Origin of the sequence: Nocardia albiluteola (assembly GCF_018860155.1) — a bacterium.
GTDB classification, from domain to species: Bacteria; Actinomycetota; Actinomycetes; order Mycobacteriales; family Mycobacteriaceae; genus Nocardia; species Nocardia albiluteola.
In genome coordinates this window covers 312,212-328,386 of the sequence record NZ_JAHKNI010000001.1, presented here as the reverse complement: position 1 = coordinate 328,386, position 16,175 = coordinate 312,212, and the positions used below count along the sequence as shown (strand labels likewise).

Annotated in this window: 12 protein-coding genes; 8 read left to right on the top strand and 4 right to left on the bottom strand. The window is 69.0% G+C overall.

Going from position 1 to position 16,175, the window contains the following annotated elements; genetic code table 11:
• Positions 1–15 precede the first annotated feature (15 nt).
• Positions 16–1,005 carry a GlxA family transcriptional regulator gene (locus tag KO481_RS01510; protein WP_215915105.1) on the bottom strand — a complete coding sequence of 330 codons (990 nt, stop codon included), beginning with the start codon at positions 1,003–1,005 and terminating at the stop codon, positions 16–18.
• 53 nt (positions 1,006–1,058) lie between these two features.
• Between KO481_RS01510 and KO481_RS01505 the strand changes: the two genes are divergently transcribed.
• Positions 1,059–1,472, top strand: a complete 414-nt coding sequence (locus KO481_RS01505) for a cupin domain-containing protein (protein ID WP_215915104.1) — start codon at positions 1,059–1,061, stop codon at positions 1,470–1,472.
• A gap of 283 nt (positions 1,473–1,755) precedes the next feature.
• Here KO481_RS01505 and KO481_RS43825 read toward each other — a convergent pair whose 3' ends face one another.
• Positions 1,756–3,429 carry a SpoIID/LytB domain-containing protein gene (locus KO481_RS43825; RefSeq protein ID WP_281065996.1) on the bottom strand — a complete coding sequence of 558 codons (1,674 nt, stop codon included), beginning with the start codon at positions 3,427–3,429 and terminating at the stop codon, positions 1,756–1,758.
• A gap of 232 nt (positions 3,430–3,661) precedes the next feature.
• Here KO481_RS43825 and KO481_RS01495 point away from each other — a divergent pair, with 232 nt between their 5' ends.
• Positions 3,662–6,319 (top strand): N-acetylmuramoyl-L-alanine amidase, encoded by a 2,658-nt coding sequence (locus KO481_RS01495; RefSeq protein WP_308166222.1) that lies wholly within the window; start codon positions 3,662–3,664, stop codon positions 6,317–6,319.
• A 10-nt stretch (positions 6,320–6,329) separates the two neighbouring features.
• Here the strand turns inward: KO481_RS01495 and KO481_RS01490 are convergent, their stop codons facing one another.
• Together KO481_RS01490 and KO481_RS01485 are read right to left on the bottom strand one after the other, a co-directional pair.
• Entirely contained in the window at positions 6,330–7,169 is an 840-nt protein-coding gene (locus KO481_RS01490) for an HAD family hydrolase (RefSeq protein ID WP_215915103.1), read from the bottom strand.
• Positions 7,170–7,197: 28 nt separating this feature from the next.
• Positions 7,198–7,959: a hypothetical protein gene (locus tag KO481_RS01485; protein WP_215915102.1), complete on the bottom strand. Its 762-nt coding sequence runs from the start codon at positions 7,957–7,959 to the stop codon at positions 7,198–7,200.
• Between the two features lie 152 nt (positions 7,960–8,111).
• Between KO481_RS01485 and KO481_RS01480 the strand changes: the two genes are divergently transcribed.
• The 6 genes from KO481_RS01480 (at position 8,112) to KO481_RS01455 (ending at position 16,136) form a co-directional block, all read left to right on the top strand.
• Entirely contained in the window at positions 8,112–9,092 is a 981-nt protein-coding gene (locus KO481_RS01480; RefSeq protein WP_215915101.1) for an ABC transporter permease, read from the top strand.
• A 73-nt stretch (positions 9,093–9,165) separates the two neighbouring features.
• The gene (locus tag KO481_RS01475; RefSeq protein WP_215915100.1) at positions 9,166–10,113 is read left to right on the top strand and encodes an ABC transporter permease; all 948 of its coding nucleotides are present in this window, start codon (positions 9,166–9,168) and stop codon (positions 10,111–10,113) included.
• Positions 10,110–11,999, top strand: a complete 1,890-nt coding sequence (locus tag KO481_RS01470; protein WP_215915099.1) for an ABC transporter ATP-binding protein — start codon at positions 10,110–10,112, stop codon at positions 11,997–11,999. The genes KO481_RS01475 and KO481_RS01470 overlap by 4 nt, the downstream gene beginning before the upstream one ends.
• Before the next feature lie 23 nt (positions 12,000–12,022).
• The gene (locus KO481_RS01465) at positions 12,023–13,702 is read left to right on the top strand and encodes an ABC transporter family substrate-binding protein (protein WP_215915098.1); all 1,680 of its coding nucleotides are present in this window, start codon (positions 12,023–12,025) and stop codon (positions 13,700–13,702) included.
• 107 nt (positions 13,703–13,809) lie between these two features.
• Positions 13,810–15,480: an ABC transporter family substrate-binding protein gene (locus KO481_RS01460; protein ID WP_215915097.1), complete on the top strand. Its 1,671-nt coding sequence runs from the start codon at positions 13,810–13,812 to the stop codon at positions 15,478–15,480.
• Complete coding sequence (locus KO481_RS01455) at positions 15,477–16,136, top strand: hypothetical protein (RefSeq protein ID WP_308166219.1); 660 nt, start codon at positions 15,477–15,479, stop codon at positions 16,134–16,136. Before KO481_RS01460 ends, KO481_RS01455 begins: the two co-directional genes overlap by 4 nt.
• The last annotated feature ends 39 nt before the right edge of the window (positions 16,137–16,175 follow it).

Here is a 16,175-nt window from a genome sequence, read left to right as displayed (position 1 = left end):
TCGAGCGTTGCCGGCTCAGCCGACCCCGAGGCCGAACCGACGCCGGTAGGCCGAGGGCGTGAGGCCGGTGTGGCGCTGCATCAGCGCACGCAGGTTGGCCGCGGTGCCCAGCCCGCTGGCCCGGGCCACGGCATCGAATCCGAGCTCGCCGCCTTCGATCAGGCGGCATGCGTATTCGAGTCGCTCCCGGGTGAGCCAGGCCAGCGGCGTCGTCCCCAGTTGCATCCGGAACCTGCGATGCAGCGTGGCCTGACTGACCGCGGCCCTGTCGGCGAGCGCCGCGACGGTCAGCGGGCGGTCCAGACGCTCCTGCGCCCAGACCAGCACCGGCGCCAGCGATTCGTCGCGCACCTGCGGCACCGGGCGTTCGATGAACTGCTTCTGACCGCCGTCGCGATGGGCACCGAAGACCAGCCGCCTGCTCACGGAGTTCGCGATGTCCGCCCCGTGGTCCCGTCCGACGATGTACAGCCCCAGGTCGAGGGCCGCGGCGCTCCCGGCGGCGGTGAGAATGTCGCCGTCGTCGACGAACAGCACATCCTCCTCGATCACCACTCCCGGGAACCGCCCGCGAAACAGCTCTGCCCACTGCCAGTGCGCGGTCACCCGGCGACCCTCCAGTACCCCGGCCTCGGCCAAAGTGAATGCCCCGCTGCAGAATCCGACCAGCCGCGCGCCGCGGGCATGTGCCCGCCGGATCGCCGCGAGCACCGCGGGCCGGCGCGGCACCTCGATGTCCGGGCGGTTCGGCACGATGAGCGTGTCCGCCGCATCGGCCGCGCTCAGGTCCGCGACGCCGGTGAGGGTGAAGAAGCCGTCCCGCATAAGGGTGCGCGGCCGCGGCGCGCACAGCCTGAAGTCGTACAGCTCGCGCCCGAGCTCGGGGCGGCGAAGGCCGAAAACCTCGATGGCGCAACTCAACTCGAAGGGATTCGAGTTCTCGTCCACGATTACCACGACGCGGTGCGCCGCGCGGCGCTCGCCTCGAGAGGATTCTTGCGACATATGCGATTTCTAGCACTCACGCCCGGCCCGCTCAACCGCCGACGATAAAGATCATGAGCAACGAACCGATCGAACTCGCCGCGGCGCTGGCCTGCTTCGATACCCTGTGGAGCCCGCGAATCGTCGCCGGCGTCAACGACTACGACGTGCGCGTGGCGAAGATCCAGGGCGAATTCGTCTGGCACTCGCACGCCGACACCGACGAATTCTTCCTCGTCCTGGACGGCGAGATCGACATCGCACTGCGAGAGGCGCAGGGCGAGCGCACCGTTCACCTCCCCAAGGGCTCGGTGTTCGTGGTCCCCAAAGGCACCGAACACAAGCCGATCTCGCGCGAGGGCGCATCGATCCTGCTGTTCGAGCCCACCGGAACCCTGAACGTCGGCGATCGGCACGACGAGGTCCCGGACTACGTGGATGCGACAACGGGTCACGAACTCGGCAGTGGGGCGACCACATCCAGCTGATAATCCGCCTCTGCGGGCCCGCGGCGGCAGATCGCCGAAGTTGGGCGGCACGAACCACGTCGGATCCTCCGGGCGGCGCGAACGGCCCGCCCTGCTCTTGCCGCCACTCGAATGGGCCGGTCGGGCATGCACAACCGCCGCGAACACCTCTCTAGAGCGGCCTGCGGTCCGTCGGCAGCGCCCTCACCCGTCGCAATCCTGGTCGCACGGCCCCCGCGGGCGGCGGTGGCGCTCCGCGGACATCCGACCGGTGGCGCCGCGGCGATCGGTGCGGTCTGGGAGATCAGTCACCCGCAGCCGGCGCGTCAACCGGTGGCGCAGCGGCGATCGGCGGCGCGGCAGCGACCGGTGCCGGGCCCGCCGCAGCGTCGGAGCCCGGGTTGGCAGAGGCATCCGTAGTGGGCACCGTCGCCCCGGGATCCCCACCGGGCACCCCGGGGCTCGTCCCGGGACCGTCCGCCGCCGGAGCCGCGGATGGCGCGGGATCAGGTGTCGCGGGCCCAGGCGGTACCTGCCGCGCGGGAGCGGGCGCAGGCGTGGGACCAGCGGGATCGAGGGCAACCGGCGGTGTCTGAGCCGGTGCCGCCTGATCCAGCACCGATTGCGGCGCGGGCTGCGCCGGGGCGGCCGGGGCCTGATCGGACGCGCCGCCCGGTGGGGCCGGTGCGGGCGAGGGTGTGGGGGTGCCGGGGGTGCCCGGCGCGGCATCGGCCGCCGCGCCCGGTGCCAGCTGCATCAATGTGGTGAAGTCGACGACCTGTGCACCCAGGGCCGGGGTCGCGACGATGACACCGTTGCGGTACAGCTGGAAGGTGCCCTCGCGGCCGGGCAACTGCGAGACCGGTCCCAGTGCGGCACCCAAAGGACCTGTGGGACCGCCGGTTTGGGCGTACTTCGCATCGACCGCACTGGTATCCACCGAGGCGCGCTGCGCGCCGTCGGCCGTCGGATCCGGCGGCGCGGGGGCGATGGCGGGCAGCAGCTGGTCGGGAGCGGGGCCGATGGCCATGGTGGTGATATCGCAGGGGTGTCCGCCGTTGGGCGCGGAGGAGTATTCCGTGCGGAGCAGGTGGCCGTCGCGCAGCAGCACCTGCCCGGCGGTGTCGCGCACCGCCGCGTCGCTGCGACCGTCCTCCCGCTCGGTGCCCGAATAGGCCTGGCAGTCCTGGGTGTCACAGGTCTGGGCATAGGGGTAGCGCGTTTCGGCAAGGGCGTAGGAGCGCGCGGCGATCGCCTGCGCCCGCAGCGCCTCGGCCCCGCCCTGATCGGCCCAGCCCGCCGACATCTCGGTGGGCACGACGCCGCGCAGGTAGTCCTCGGTGTCGACCTCGTTGACCGTGCGAATATCGTTGGCGTCCAACGCGACTCCGAGCGCGCCGCGGTACTCGCCGCCGCCGCAGAGCTTCAGATGTTCCGCCGCGGGCCGATCGGCGCCCGGATCGACCGGATAGGCCCACGGCTTGTCCGTGGCCCCCTGCCACACGGTGTCCCCCGCGCAGCCCGCGGTGATGGTAACCGCCGCGCCCCCGCCGGGCGTCGGCGTCAGATGGACGGCCTGCCCGGGGTCGACGTGGCGGTCCGCGACGGTCAGGCCGGAATCGGAGTAGACGGCGAGGGGCTGGCTGTCCTGTCCCATCAGCCGCACCCGCACTCGCGTCGGCGCGATCGTGGCCGGCTGGGCCCCCGGGTAGTAGTACTGCAGGATATTCATGGCACTCATGCCCGACTGAGCCTTGCCGAACGCGCCGAGCTGGCTCATGCCGCGGCCGTGTCCCTCGCTGACCCCGGCGGCCGGTCGGACCGGATCGCCGTGCGGCCACGCCCAGTACAGGGCGACACCGCCGGCCGACGTCGCGACGACGACCACGCTCACCACCGCGACACGCCGATGCCACCGTCTTCGTAGTAGCTCCCCGCGCCGCAGCGCGGCAATCCCTCGACGTTTCGTGCGTGTCATCGTGCACTCCCCACGGCTTCCGCGGACCGGACCGACCGAGGCGATCACGTTTCTGATCGGAACCCCGACCCGCTGGACGGCTATCCGAAAGCTACATTCGAGTTATCCTACATAAGCCTCTACATAAGGTTTAGATTTGTGACAGTTGGGACTAGTGTGACGCCAGATCCGTCAGGAATCAACCATCTCCTCCTGCTGACGGTCGCCGGTTCTACCTGAATGGGAGATGCTCGTGCCGCACCGCAGACCGAAACGATCGTTCGTCCTGCCGGTTGTCACCACACTGGCGGTGGCCGCGCCACTGGCCGCGCTCGCCATGCCGGAACGGGTCGAATACCGCAATACGGATAACAGCGATCTTGCGGCTATTCCGGCGCAACTCGTCGAGATCGGGCTCGCCCAGGCCCCGGACGTGGTGCTGCCGCTGCGCGAGCTGACCGGCCTGAACCTGCCGGACCTGCATCTGTCCGACCTACGTCAGCTACCGCTGCCGAAGTCCGTGCAGATCCCCCAGGGGCTGCCACTGCCGCCCGGCGTGCAGCTCCCCGCATCGATCCCGCTCCCCCAGTTCAACCAGCCGCAGGCGGGCTCGCCGAGCCAGCCCGCGCCGCAGGGCTCGTTCGCACCGCTTCACCAGCCCGGAATGCAGCCCCCCGCCGCACCGCAGCTGCTGCCCGGCGTCCAGCTCCCCGGCGCATCGCAGTCCCCCGGCACCCCGCCGCCGAGCACACTGCAGACGCAACCGGGCGTCCAAGCCCCGGCAGCGACCCAGCCCGGCGCGCAGTCCCCGGCACCCCAGGGCCAGCTCGGTGCACAGAATCCCGGTGCGCCCCAACCCAACTCGCAGGCCCCCGCCGCTCCCCAGGCACCGGCCGCCCCGGCAGCACAACCCAACGCCCAGAGTCCTGCCACACCGCGGACGCAACCCGTCCCACAAGCTCCCGGTCGCTCCCAACTCCAGCCCGGCGCCGCCCCGGCTCCAAGCGCACCGCAGGCCCCCGGCACCCCGCATGCTCCCGCCGCGCCCCCGGTACCGGCTCGCACGCAGAGTCCCGCCGCACCGCAGGCAAGGTCGATCGCCCAGCCCCAGGCCGCACCGCTGGGCGCCTACACACCCCAGCTCCCCGCGGCACCGGAAAGCCCTGCGGCACCACAACTTCCGGGCGTTGCCCCAGCTGCCCCGTCCGTACCCGCGCCCGCCGCGGCCGCCCCCGCACCGGCCGCTTCACCCGCCGCCGACCCGGCACCGGCGGTAATTCCCGGAGCCGACCCCAACGCCCCGGCACTCGCGCGGGGTGCGGTCGCGCCCGACCTGAGCGGCAAGGTCGGGGCCGAGGTCAAAGAGCTCACCCGGGACAAGCCCTTCAGCATGGTCGCGCTCACCGCGAAGGATATGGACGGCACCAACGCGCTGATCCGGTCGCGCAATGCCGATGACGGCTGGGGTCCCTGGTATCCCACGTCACGGGTCGACACCGGCGGCAACGACCACGGCTCGACCGACAGGGCCGGCACCGAGCCGATCTACGTCGGCCTCACCAGGGCCGTGCAGGTCCTGGTGACGCACAAGGCCTCCGGCACCGTGCCGCCCGGCGTGACCCCGGCGCGCTCGGACGATCCCGAGCTGATCGGATCGCCGGATCTCTCTGCCGTGCTGATCGATCCGGGCCGCGTCGCCGCGGATGCGGCCCTGTCCACCGTCGCCACGCCGCTGCCCGGCGGCGGGCCGAAGGTGATCACCCGCGCCGAGTGGGGCGCGGATCCCTCGCTGCTGTGTGACAAGCCCACCTACGACGACGGCCTCGGCGGCATCACCGTGCACCACACGGACGGTCGCAACGACTACACCCAGGCCGAGTCCGCGGGCATCGTGCGCGCCATCTACGCCTATCACGCAAAGACGTTGCACTGGTGCGACATCGGATACAACGCGCTGGTCGACAAGTACGGCCAGATCTTCGAGGGCCGCGCCGGCGGGCTGGACAAACCGGTCGAGGGCGCGCACGCGGGCGGCTTCAACGAGAACACCTCGGGTGTGGCGCTGATGGGCGACTACCAAACCCAGACTCCCAGCGATGCGGCGATCCAGGCGCTCGGGCAGTTCATCGGCTGGCGCGCCAGGATGGCCGGGCTGAACCCGCAGGGCACCACGACCATGTATTCCGAGGGCACCCAGTACAGCAAGTACAACCAGGGCCAGGCGGTGAAGCTGCCGATCGTCTTCGCACACCGCGATGTCGGGCGGACGACCTGTCCCGGCGACGCCGCCTACGCGATGATGGACCGCATCCGCACGATCGCCGCGCAGACGGCCGGGGCGGTCGACACGAATCCCGGCACCGATGCGAAAGCCGCTGCACCCAGCGGCAACTCGGCCCTCACAACCAATACCGGTGCGGGTACCCAGAATTCGGGCACGACACCGAAATCCCAGCGCACCCAGGACGATATCGCCACGCTGGCGTCCCTGACCACCAAGCTGCTCGGCATGGTCGACCACAATGCGGTCGCGAAATACTGGGCCGCACAGGGCGGCCCGAACAGCCACCTGGGCGCGGTCGCCGCCGAGCCGCGGCCGACGCCCAACGGCGGCCAGGTGGCGAGATTCGTCAACGGCTACGTCTATGCCGCCCCGGACGGCACCATCATCGAGCTGGCCGGCCGCCTCCTGGACCGCTTCATCCAACTCGGCGGCGACGCCGGCCTACTGGGCCTGCCGCTGAAGGACGCCTACCCGATCCCGGACGGCATGCGCAGCGACTTCCAGAACGGCTCGCTGATCGTGAACACGATCACGGGACTCGTTACGACGCTGTACAAGATCTACAGCGAGACCGGCAACCCGATCGCCCAGGCCGGTCCGACGCCGAACCCCACCGGCGGCCCGTAACCCTTACCCTTCAGCTCCACCAGCGCTCGAGAATCCGTGCCACTCCGTCGGCGGAGTTCGACTCCGTCACCTCGTCGGCGGCGGCACGGGCATCGGGGTGGCCGTTGCCCATCGCGACGCCGTACCCGGCCAGGCGGAGCATCGAGACATCATTGGGCATATCGCCGAAAGCGAGGATAGCGCTGTATTCCACGCCCACCCGCTCGGCGACGAAGGCCAGCCCGGAGGCCTTGGTGACGCCGGGAGCGGACAGTTCGATCAGCCCGTTGTTGGTCGAATAGGTGACATCGGCACGGTCGTCGAGGTGCGGCGCCAGCGCGGCGTGCATGTCGGCGCTGGTCGCACCGGGTAGTCGGATCAGCATCTTGATGGCCGGGGCCGCGACGACCTCGGCGCGGGCGACCTGGGTGTCGTCGGGGTTGAGCCAGGCATGTTCATACTCGGGCGAACTCACGAATTGCGGGGTCGCGGCGTCGTGCGCGCTCTCACCCACCCGCTCGGCGGCAAGCCCGCAGCCGGGCAGCACCCGCTCGGCGAGCTCGGCCAGCGCGGCCAGGCTGGCCACGTCCAGGGAGCTGTTGTGCAGGATGCGATCCGAGGCGCTGTCGTAGATCACCGCTCCGTTGCCGCAGACGCACAGCGGCGCGAAACCCAGCCCCTCGACGACGGGATCGATCCAGCGCGGCGGGCGCCCGGTGGCGAGCACGAACTGCACCCCGTCGGCGACCAGGGCCGCCACCGCGGCGCGGGTGCGCGGGGTCACCTGCTCGTCCTCGTCGATCAGCGTGCCGTCGACGTCGGTGGCGACCATCTTCGGTTTCGGCAGGTGCAGGCGAGTCACCCATTCCATCCTGCCCGAAATGCGGGTCCGGATGTAATCACAATTCGGGACGCCGCCAGGGGCTGTCGTCCGCCGCGCCGGCGACCGGAGGCGCGGCGGGGAAGGGCGTCGGCGCGGCGGAGTACGGCGCCGGACCGTTCGGCGGCGACGCGGGCTGCGCCGGATACGGCGGCAAGGCGCCCGGTACCCACGGCTGTGCGCCCGGCGGCGCCGCGGGACCGGGATTCGGAACCGGCCCGCCCGCAGTGGGAACGGGGCTCGCGGGCGGAGCCGGGGCGGCACCCCCGGGCGGCGAGGTGAGTTGCTGCACCGGCGCCTGCGCCAGCCAGCGGGTGGTTGCGGGCAGCACCGTCAGCACGATCGTGGCGATGGGGAACACCAGCCCGAACGAACCGCCGACGAGCCCGAGCCTGCCCGAGGCGCTCACGACCACTCCGCCCGTTATCGCCACGCCGATCCCGGCGATCCCGATCAGGATCGCCAGCGCGCAGCCCGCGAGGACCAGCATCCGCCCCATCTGCGAGCGCCGGAACAGTCCTATCGCCCCCATCGCGAGCAGCGCACCGCAGACCACTGCGAGCGCCCCGATCACCAGCATGTAGGCCGGATACCACGAGATGTTGTACATGCCGTCGATCTCGTTGCCCTGGGTCGTGGCCAGCACCACTTGCACGAGCCCGCCGAACACCTGTCCGACCGCTCCGAGGGATGCCAGCACGCCCGCCGCGATCGCCGTTCCGCCACTGGCGTTCTGCTGTGGATACGGCTGATATTGCCCCGGATATGGCTGATAACTCATCGATCGGCCCCCTTGTCCCGGCCACCGTACTGCTCGCGGTGACGATCCCCGCAGAATATCGCGGAATAGTGTTCACCAGGCACCGTGCGTAACACGCCCGCTCGAGCTTCTGTCCCTATGATCGGGGGCTAGTAACCGACCCGAGGGGACTGATGACCGGCTTTCTGCTGCGACGCGCGGCGAATTACGTCGTGCTACTGGTGCTCGCGTCATTCCTGACGTTCGCGCTGGCATCGCTCACGTTTCATCCCCTGGACAGCCTCGAGCAGCGCAGCCCCCGCCCGCCCCAGTCGGTCATCGACGCCAAGGCCGCGGAGCTCCACCTCAACGAGCCGATCCTGCCCCGCTACGGCACCTGGGTGAAGGGCGTGGTGCTGCACGGCGACTTCGGCAAGACCCTGGCCGGGCAGCCCGTGACTCAGGAGCTGGGCCGCCGGATCGGGGTGAGCCTGCGACTGCTGGTAATCGGGTCGGTGGTCGGCACGATACTCGGGGTGCTCATCGGAGCGGCGGGCGCGATCCGGCAATACCGGTTCAGCGATTACTTCACCACGATCGTATCCATGCTGCTGCTCAGCACGCCGATCTTCCTGCTGGCGACCCTGCTGAAATACGGTGCGCTGCAGATCAATCTGGCCGCCGGGCAGCAGATATTCCTCTATACCGGTGAAACCTCGGCCGCGGCGGTGAACGGGTTGTGGAACCAGATCGTCGACCGCGCACAGCATATGGTGCTGCCGACCCTCGGCCTGGCCCTCGGCTCGATGGCCGGTTACAGCCGCTATCAGCGCAACGCGATGCTCGATGTGCTGCAGAGCGATTTCATCCGCACCGCGCGCGCCAAGGGCCTCACGCGCAAGCGCGCGCTGTACAAGCACGGCCTGCGCACCGCCCTGATCCCGATGGCGACGCTGTTCGCCTACGGCCTGGGCGGCGTGATCACCGGCGCGGTGTTCACCGAGAAGATCTTCGGGTGGCACGGCGTCGGTGAATGGCTGGTGGACGCGATCAACGCCCAGGACCTCTACATCGTGGTCACCGCCACGGTGTTCGCCGGCCTGGTGATCCTGATATCCGGCCTCCTGTCGGACATCGTGTACGCGATGCTCGATCCCCGGGTGCGTGTGTCGTGACGGAGCGCAGCGAGGGAACCACGAGCACAGCCGCCTCTGGCACAGCGGAGCCGAGCGCTAGCGAGGTGGAGCTGTGACAGACGTGGAGCTGCTGGCGGGCGGCGCGCCCGAGCCGGCCGCGGCGGGACGCTGGAAACTGGTGTGGCGCAGGTTTCTGCGCAACAAGCCGGCGATCGCGGGCGCGATCGTGCTGCTGCTGATCGTGATCGCGGCCTTCGCGCTGCCCCCGATCCTGCCCTTCGACTACAAGCACATGGACTACTCGGCCCTGTACCAGGCGCCGAACCCGACGCACCCCTTCGGTACCGACGGCAACGGCGAGGACGTCCTCGCGCAGACGCTGCACGGCCTGCAGAAGTCGCTGATCATCGGCTTCTGCGTGGCCATCCTCGGCTCGATCGTCGCGGTGAGCGCCGGATCGGTGGCCGGACTGCTCGGCGGCTGGACCGACCGGGCAATCATGTGGCTGGTCGACCTGCTGCTGGTGGTGCCGAGCTTCATCATCATCGCGATCTTCTCCCCGCGCACCAAGGGCAGCAGCTCGATTCCGCTGCTGATCCTGCTGCTGGCGGCGTTCGGCTGGATGATCAGCGCCCGCATCGTCCGCGGCCTGACGCTGAGCCTGCGCGATCGCGAATTCGTCCGGGCCGCACGGTATATGGGCGCCTCGACGCGCTCGGTGATCGTCAGCCACATCGTGCCGAACGTGGCCTCGTTCCTCATCATCGACACCACCCTGGCCCTGGGCGGCGCGGTGTTGTCCGAAACCGGGCTGAGTTACCTGGGATTCGGTGTACAGCCGCCGGACGTGTCGCTGGGCACGCTGATCGCGGCGAATCCCGGCTCGTCGCTGACCTTTCCGTGGTTGTTCCTGTTCCCGGGCGGCTTCCTGGTCGCGATCGTGTTGTGCGCCAACCTGGTCGGCGACGGCCTGCGCGACGCATTCGATCCGAGTTCCGCGCGCGCCCGGGCACGGCGCAAGGCGGACAAGCCGAGCAAGCAGAAGGTAAAGGCGTCATGACGGACCCGACGGTCATCGAGACCCTGAACGAGGGCGCTCGGCAGGTCACGACCGCGCCCCTGCTGGAGGTGTCGGACCTGCACGTGTCGTTCCCGGGCGAGGAGGGCCGCATCGATGCGGTGCGCGGGGTCGACTACTCCGTCTCCGACGGCGAGGTGCTCGCGATCGTCGGCGAATCGGGTTCGGGCAAGTCGGTCTCGTCGCTGGCGGTGATCGGCCTGCTCCCCGATCAGGCGCGGGTGCGCGGCTCGATCCGGTTGCGCGGCAAGGAATTGCTGGGCATGGACGACCGGCAGCTCTCGACGCTGCGGGGCAGCCGGATCTCCATGGTGTTCCAGGATCCGCTCTCGGCGCTCACCCCGGTGTACCGAATCGGCGATCAGATCGCCGAGGCCCTGCTCGCGCACGGGAAGATGAGCGAGAAGGAGGCGGCCCAGCGCGCGGTGGAGCTGCTGGATCTGGTCGACATTCCCGAGCCGGAGGTGCGGGCGCGGGCGTTCCCGCACGAGTTCTCCGGCGGCATGCGCCAGCGCGTGGTCATCGCCATGGCGATCGCCAACGATCCGGAGCTGATCATCTGCGACGAGCCGACCACCGCGCTCGACGTGACGGTGCAGAAGCAGGTCCTGAACCTGCTGCGCAAGGCCCGCGACATCACCGGCGCGGGCGTCATCATGATCACCCACGACATGGGGATCGCCGCCACCGTCGCCGACCGGGTCGCGGTCATGTATGCCGGGAAGATCGTCGAAACGGCCGGCACCGCAGAACTTTTCCGGTCGCCCCGGATGCCGTACACGGTCGGGCTGCTCGGGTCGATCCCGCGCATGGACGGCCCGCCGCGCGCGCCGCTGATTCCCATCGTCGGATCCCCACCTGCCATGCATGCGCTGCCGCCCGGCTGCCCCTTCGCGGTGCGCTGCCCGGTCGCCATCGACGAATGCCGCGCCGCGGAACCGCCGCTGCAGGACATCGACCCCGGTCATCGGGCCGCCTGCATCCGCACCGCAGAGGTCGGCACCGTCGACCTGTTCTCCGCCTACCAGCGCGAGATCACCGAGCCCGAGCGCGAGGCCGCCACGGACGACCATGTGGTACTGCGGGTTTCGGACCTGACGAAGGTGTTCCCGATCACCCGCGGCGTGGTGTTCCGCCGCCGCACCGGTGAGGTGCGCGCGGTGGACGGGATCAGCTTCCAGGTGCGCGCGGGGCGCACCCTGGCACTGGTCGGCGAGTCCGGATCGGGCAAATCCACGACGCTCACCCAGATCCTGGACCTGGCGCGGCCGGAGGCGGGCAGCATCGAGGTGCTCGGCAGCGACGTCGCCACCCTCACCAAGGCCCGCCGCCGCGAGATCCGCGCGAAGATGCAGATCGTCTTCCAGGACCCGTCCGCCTCGCTGGATCCGCGGATGCCGATCTTCGACGCGCTGGCCGAGCCGCTGCGCATCGCGGGGCGCTCCCGCGAGCAGATCCGCACGCGGGTACCGGAACTGCTGCGGCAGGTGGGCCTTCGGCCCGAGCACGTCGACCGCTATCCCGCCGACTTCTCCGGCGGGCAGAAGCAGCGCATCAATATCGCCCGGGCCCTGGCGCTGGATCCGGAGATCCTGGTGCTCGACGAACCGGTCTCCTCGCTGGATGTCTCCATTCAGGCCGGGGTGCTGAACCTGTTGCGGGACCTGCAGACCGAGCGCGGGCTGTCGTATCTGTTCGTCTCCCACGATCTTTCGGTGGTCCGCAACCTCGCGCACGACATCGCGGTGATGTACCGGGGCAAGATCGTCGAATCCGGTCCGGCCGAACGGATCCTGAACGACCCGGAGCACGAATACACTCGCGCCCTCATCGACGCCATCCCCGTGCCCGTCGTCGGCATGAATTGACCCGTCCCGAGGTAGGAGCAACCGTGAAGAGACGCACATTCGCCAAGGCCGTTGCGGCGGCGGCGGTTTCCACGGCGTTCTCCTCGGCGGCATGTTCCTCCGGGGGCAACACCCCGACCGGATCGACGGCGATCGGCACCACGAACGACATCAATCCCCGACCGCCCGAACAGGTCCGCGAGGGCGGCAACCTGCGCCTGGCCATCACCGCCTTCCCGTCGAACTGGAATGTGCAGTCCGCCGACGGAAACGACGGCGAGGTAGCGGATCTCGTGCGCTGGATGATGCCGCGGGCGTACCGGGCCGACGCCGCCGGCCAGCTCACCATCGACACGGACTATTTCACCGACATCAAGCTGACCTCCACGAACCCGCAGCAGGTCGTCTACACGATCAACCCCAAGGCGGTCTGGTCCGACGGCACCCCGATCACCTGGGAGGATCTCGCCGCCACCTGGCAGGCCCTCAACGGCCGGGACAAGCGGTACCTGATCGCCATCACCAACGGCTTCGACCGGGTGGCGAAGGTCGAGCGCGGCGTCGACGACCGGCAGGCCGTCTTCACCTTCAGCACGCCGTACGCCGACTGGCGCGGGCAGTTCGCGGGCAACTCCATCCTGTTCCCGAAGTCGGTGACGAGCGCGCCCGATGCGTTCAACCACAGCCTGGTGGACCACATCTCGGCGACCGCGGGACCCTACGTCGTGCAGTCCACCGATCGCACCCAGGGCCGAATCGTGCTGGCCCGCAATCCGAAATGGTGGGGTGCGGCGCCGAAGCTCGGGACAGTCACCTACAGCGTGCTGGACCAGTCCACCTGGGCCGCGGCCCTGCAGAACAACGAGCTGGACGTGGCGCGCCTGGCGAACCTCAACGGCATCCGGCTGGTCCGGGCCACGCCGGGCGTCAGCATCCGGCACGCCCCGGCTAATCTGTGGCGCTGGATCACGTTCAACGGCGCGCCCGGCTCGATCCTGGCCGATCCCGCACTGCGCGTGGCCATCTCGAAGGCGATAGACCGGCAGACCATCGCGAACGTCACGCTCAACGGTCTCACCGACCATCCACGGGTGCTCAACAATCACATCTTCGTCGAGGGACAGCAGGGCTACCAGGACAATTCGGCGCCGGTCGCCTACGACCCGGCCGCCGCGGCGCGGCAGCTCGACGCGCTGGGCTGGAAGCTGCAGGGCGACGTGCGCGTGAAGGACGGCAGGCAGCTGATCATCCGGGACGTCATGTACAACGATCCGCTCTGGGTGCAGGTCGCGAAGATGATCCAGCAGGATCTGGCCAAGGTCGGCGCCAAACTCACCCTCGACACCAGGCCCGGCCAGAACTACTTCACCGACGTGATCATTCCGGGCGACTTCGACGCCTCGCAGTATGTGCTCAGCGGTGATGCGTTCGTGTACAACAGCATTCCGCAGCAGTTCGGCTTCTACCCCAACAATCTGCAGGGCAACTACGGCCGCATCGGCTCGCCCCAGCTGAACGACCTGATCGATAAGACACTCACCGAACTCGACCCCGCCAAGGCCATTGCGCTGGCCAACCAGGTCGACGCCCAGATCTTCGCCGAGGGCCACTCGCTGCCGCTCACCCAGGATCCGGGCAACTGGGGAACGCGCGCCACCCTCGCCAATATCGGGGCCCCCGGACTGGCCTCGTACGACTACACCAGAATCGGCTTCGTTCAGTGAGCGGAGCGGAGCGGAGTGAACCAATGAAGCCAGCGTGCCAGACGCACGACGGAGCCGAGCGCCAGCGAGGTGCAGTCGTGAGTTTGTCCCGACGGAAGGATCGATCCATGCGGATTCGTTCGAAAGTTGTCCCGCTCGCGATCCCCGCGGTCGCGCTCGGATTGATCGTGTCGGGATGCAGTTCCGGCGGCGGCAATCAGGTCGCCAACGTCAACGTGGGGACGACGAACGACATCAACCGGCAGGATCCGGGCACCCTGCGCGACGGCGGCAACCTGCGCCTGGCGATCAGCTCGTTCCCGGCCACCTTCAACAACCTGCACATCGACGGCGGCGACGCCGACGTGGCCTCCATCGTCGATCCGCTCATGCCGGAGCCGTTCGTCAGCAACGCGGCCGGTGAGTTGTCGGTCAACCACGACTATTTCACCGACGTCAAGCTCACCAACACCAATCCGCAGCAGGTCACCTACACCATCAACCCGAAGGCCGTGTGGTCGGACGGCACGCCCATCACCTGGGCGGATCTGCAGTCCGAGGCGCACGCGCTGGGCAGCGCCGGACAGGGATTCCAGGTCAGCTCGACCCAGGGCTTCGAGCGCGTGGCCAAGGTGGAGCGCGGCGCCGACGACCGGCAGGCGGTCGTCACGTTCAACAAGCCGTACGCCGAGTGGCAGGGCATGTTCGGCCCGCTGTACCCCAAGTCGGTCACCGAATCCCCGCAGGCCTTCAACGATGTCGACCGCAACGACCTGAAGGTGAGCTCGGGCCCGTTCGTCATCACGAACATCGACAAGACCCAGGACCGAGTCGTGCTGGGCCGCAATCCCAAGTGGTGGGGCGCGACTCCCAAGCTCAGCACGATCACCTTCACCAGGCTCGATCAGAGCGCGGTCCTGGGCGCGGTGCAGAACAACGAGATCGACTACACCTATGTGTCGGGGCTGGCGAATGTGGTGGCGGCCAAGGGCACACCGGGCATTGTCGTGCGGCGCTCGCCGGAGCCGAGCTGGAGCCACATCACGTTCAACGGCGCGCCCGGCGCGCTGCTCGCCGATTCCAAACTGCGGATTGCGATTTCGAAGGCGATCGACCGGCAGGCGATCGTGACGCAGGCGCAGACCGGCATCGTCGACAATCCGAAGCCGCTGAACAACCACGTCTTCGTGATGGGCCAGAAGGGCTATCAGGACAACTCCGCGCCCGCCGCGTTCGATCCGACCGCGGCGGCAAAGGATCTGGACGATCTGGGCTGGAAGCTGAACGGCAATGTCCGGGAAAAGGACGGCAAGAAGCTGGAATTGCGCGATGTGATGTTCGATCAGAAGGAGTGGGTCGACACCGCCAAAATCGTCCAGCAGGATCTGGCCAAGGTCGGGGTCAAGGTGGACATCCAGACGGTCCCCGGCAACGGGCTGTTCACGAACGTCATCGATCCGGGCAATTTCGATCTCGCGCAGTTCACCTGGGGCGGTAGCCCCCTGCCGCTCACCGCGCTGCCGCAGATATACGCCTACGACCCGAACAATCTGCAGGGCAACAAGGCCCGCATCGGCTCGACCCAGCTGAACGATCTGATCGAGAAGACCATCTCCGAACTCGAGCCGGCCAAGGCCAGCGAGCTGGCCAACGAGTGCGACAAGATGATCTGGCAGGAGGGCTATTCGCTGCCGCTGCAGCAGGCCTCGGGCACCTACGCCACCCGCGCCAACCTCGCCAATATCGGCGCCTTCGGCCTGGCCAACGCGGACTGGACCAAGGTCGGCTTCCAGAAGTGATTTCCGGCTCGGGCCATCCCCTGGCCTATCCGGTGCTGACGACGCTCGGCGCCCTGGCGATCTGCCTCGCCTGGGCGCCGTACGCCGATCTGGAGCAGCTGAGCATGCTGGGGGCGGTGGCGGTGGTCGTGCTGTGCTGCAGCGCCTTTCGGCTGGCGGTGGCGTCCGGGGTATTGCCCTGGCACACGCCCGCGGCCGGGCGGGCGCAGTGCCGGCGGGTGCGGCAGCAGCATCGGCTGCTGAGCCGGTCCTGGCTGGAATTCACCGCGGACGGCGTAACCCGCTGGCTGCCGGTGTATTTCGATCCGGCGCTGGTCACGTTGTGCGATGCGGTCGCCGAATTCGGCAACGGGACGGTCGAACTCGGTGAGCTCCGACTGTACCCGTCGGGCGCTGTGCGCACGAAGGAGCCGATCGGGCGCCTGCACGACAATCCCACCCGCCCGGACCCGGACGGCCCGGACCACGCCGCGGCCTCGGCTCGCCTCACTCGCCGCCTACTGCTGGATGCTCAATTCGCCATCGCCGCACCGTTTGCCGGACTGTTGTGGGTGTACGTAGCGGGCGGCGGTTTCCCCGCCTTCGCCGGTGCGGTGACTGTCGCCGCGGGTGTCTGCATCTGGTTCGCGGCCATTCGTGGCTCAGACCCGAGCTGAGCTACGCCGATCGGTCAGCGCTGTCCGACTCAGGCCAGT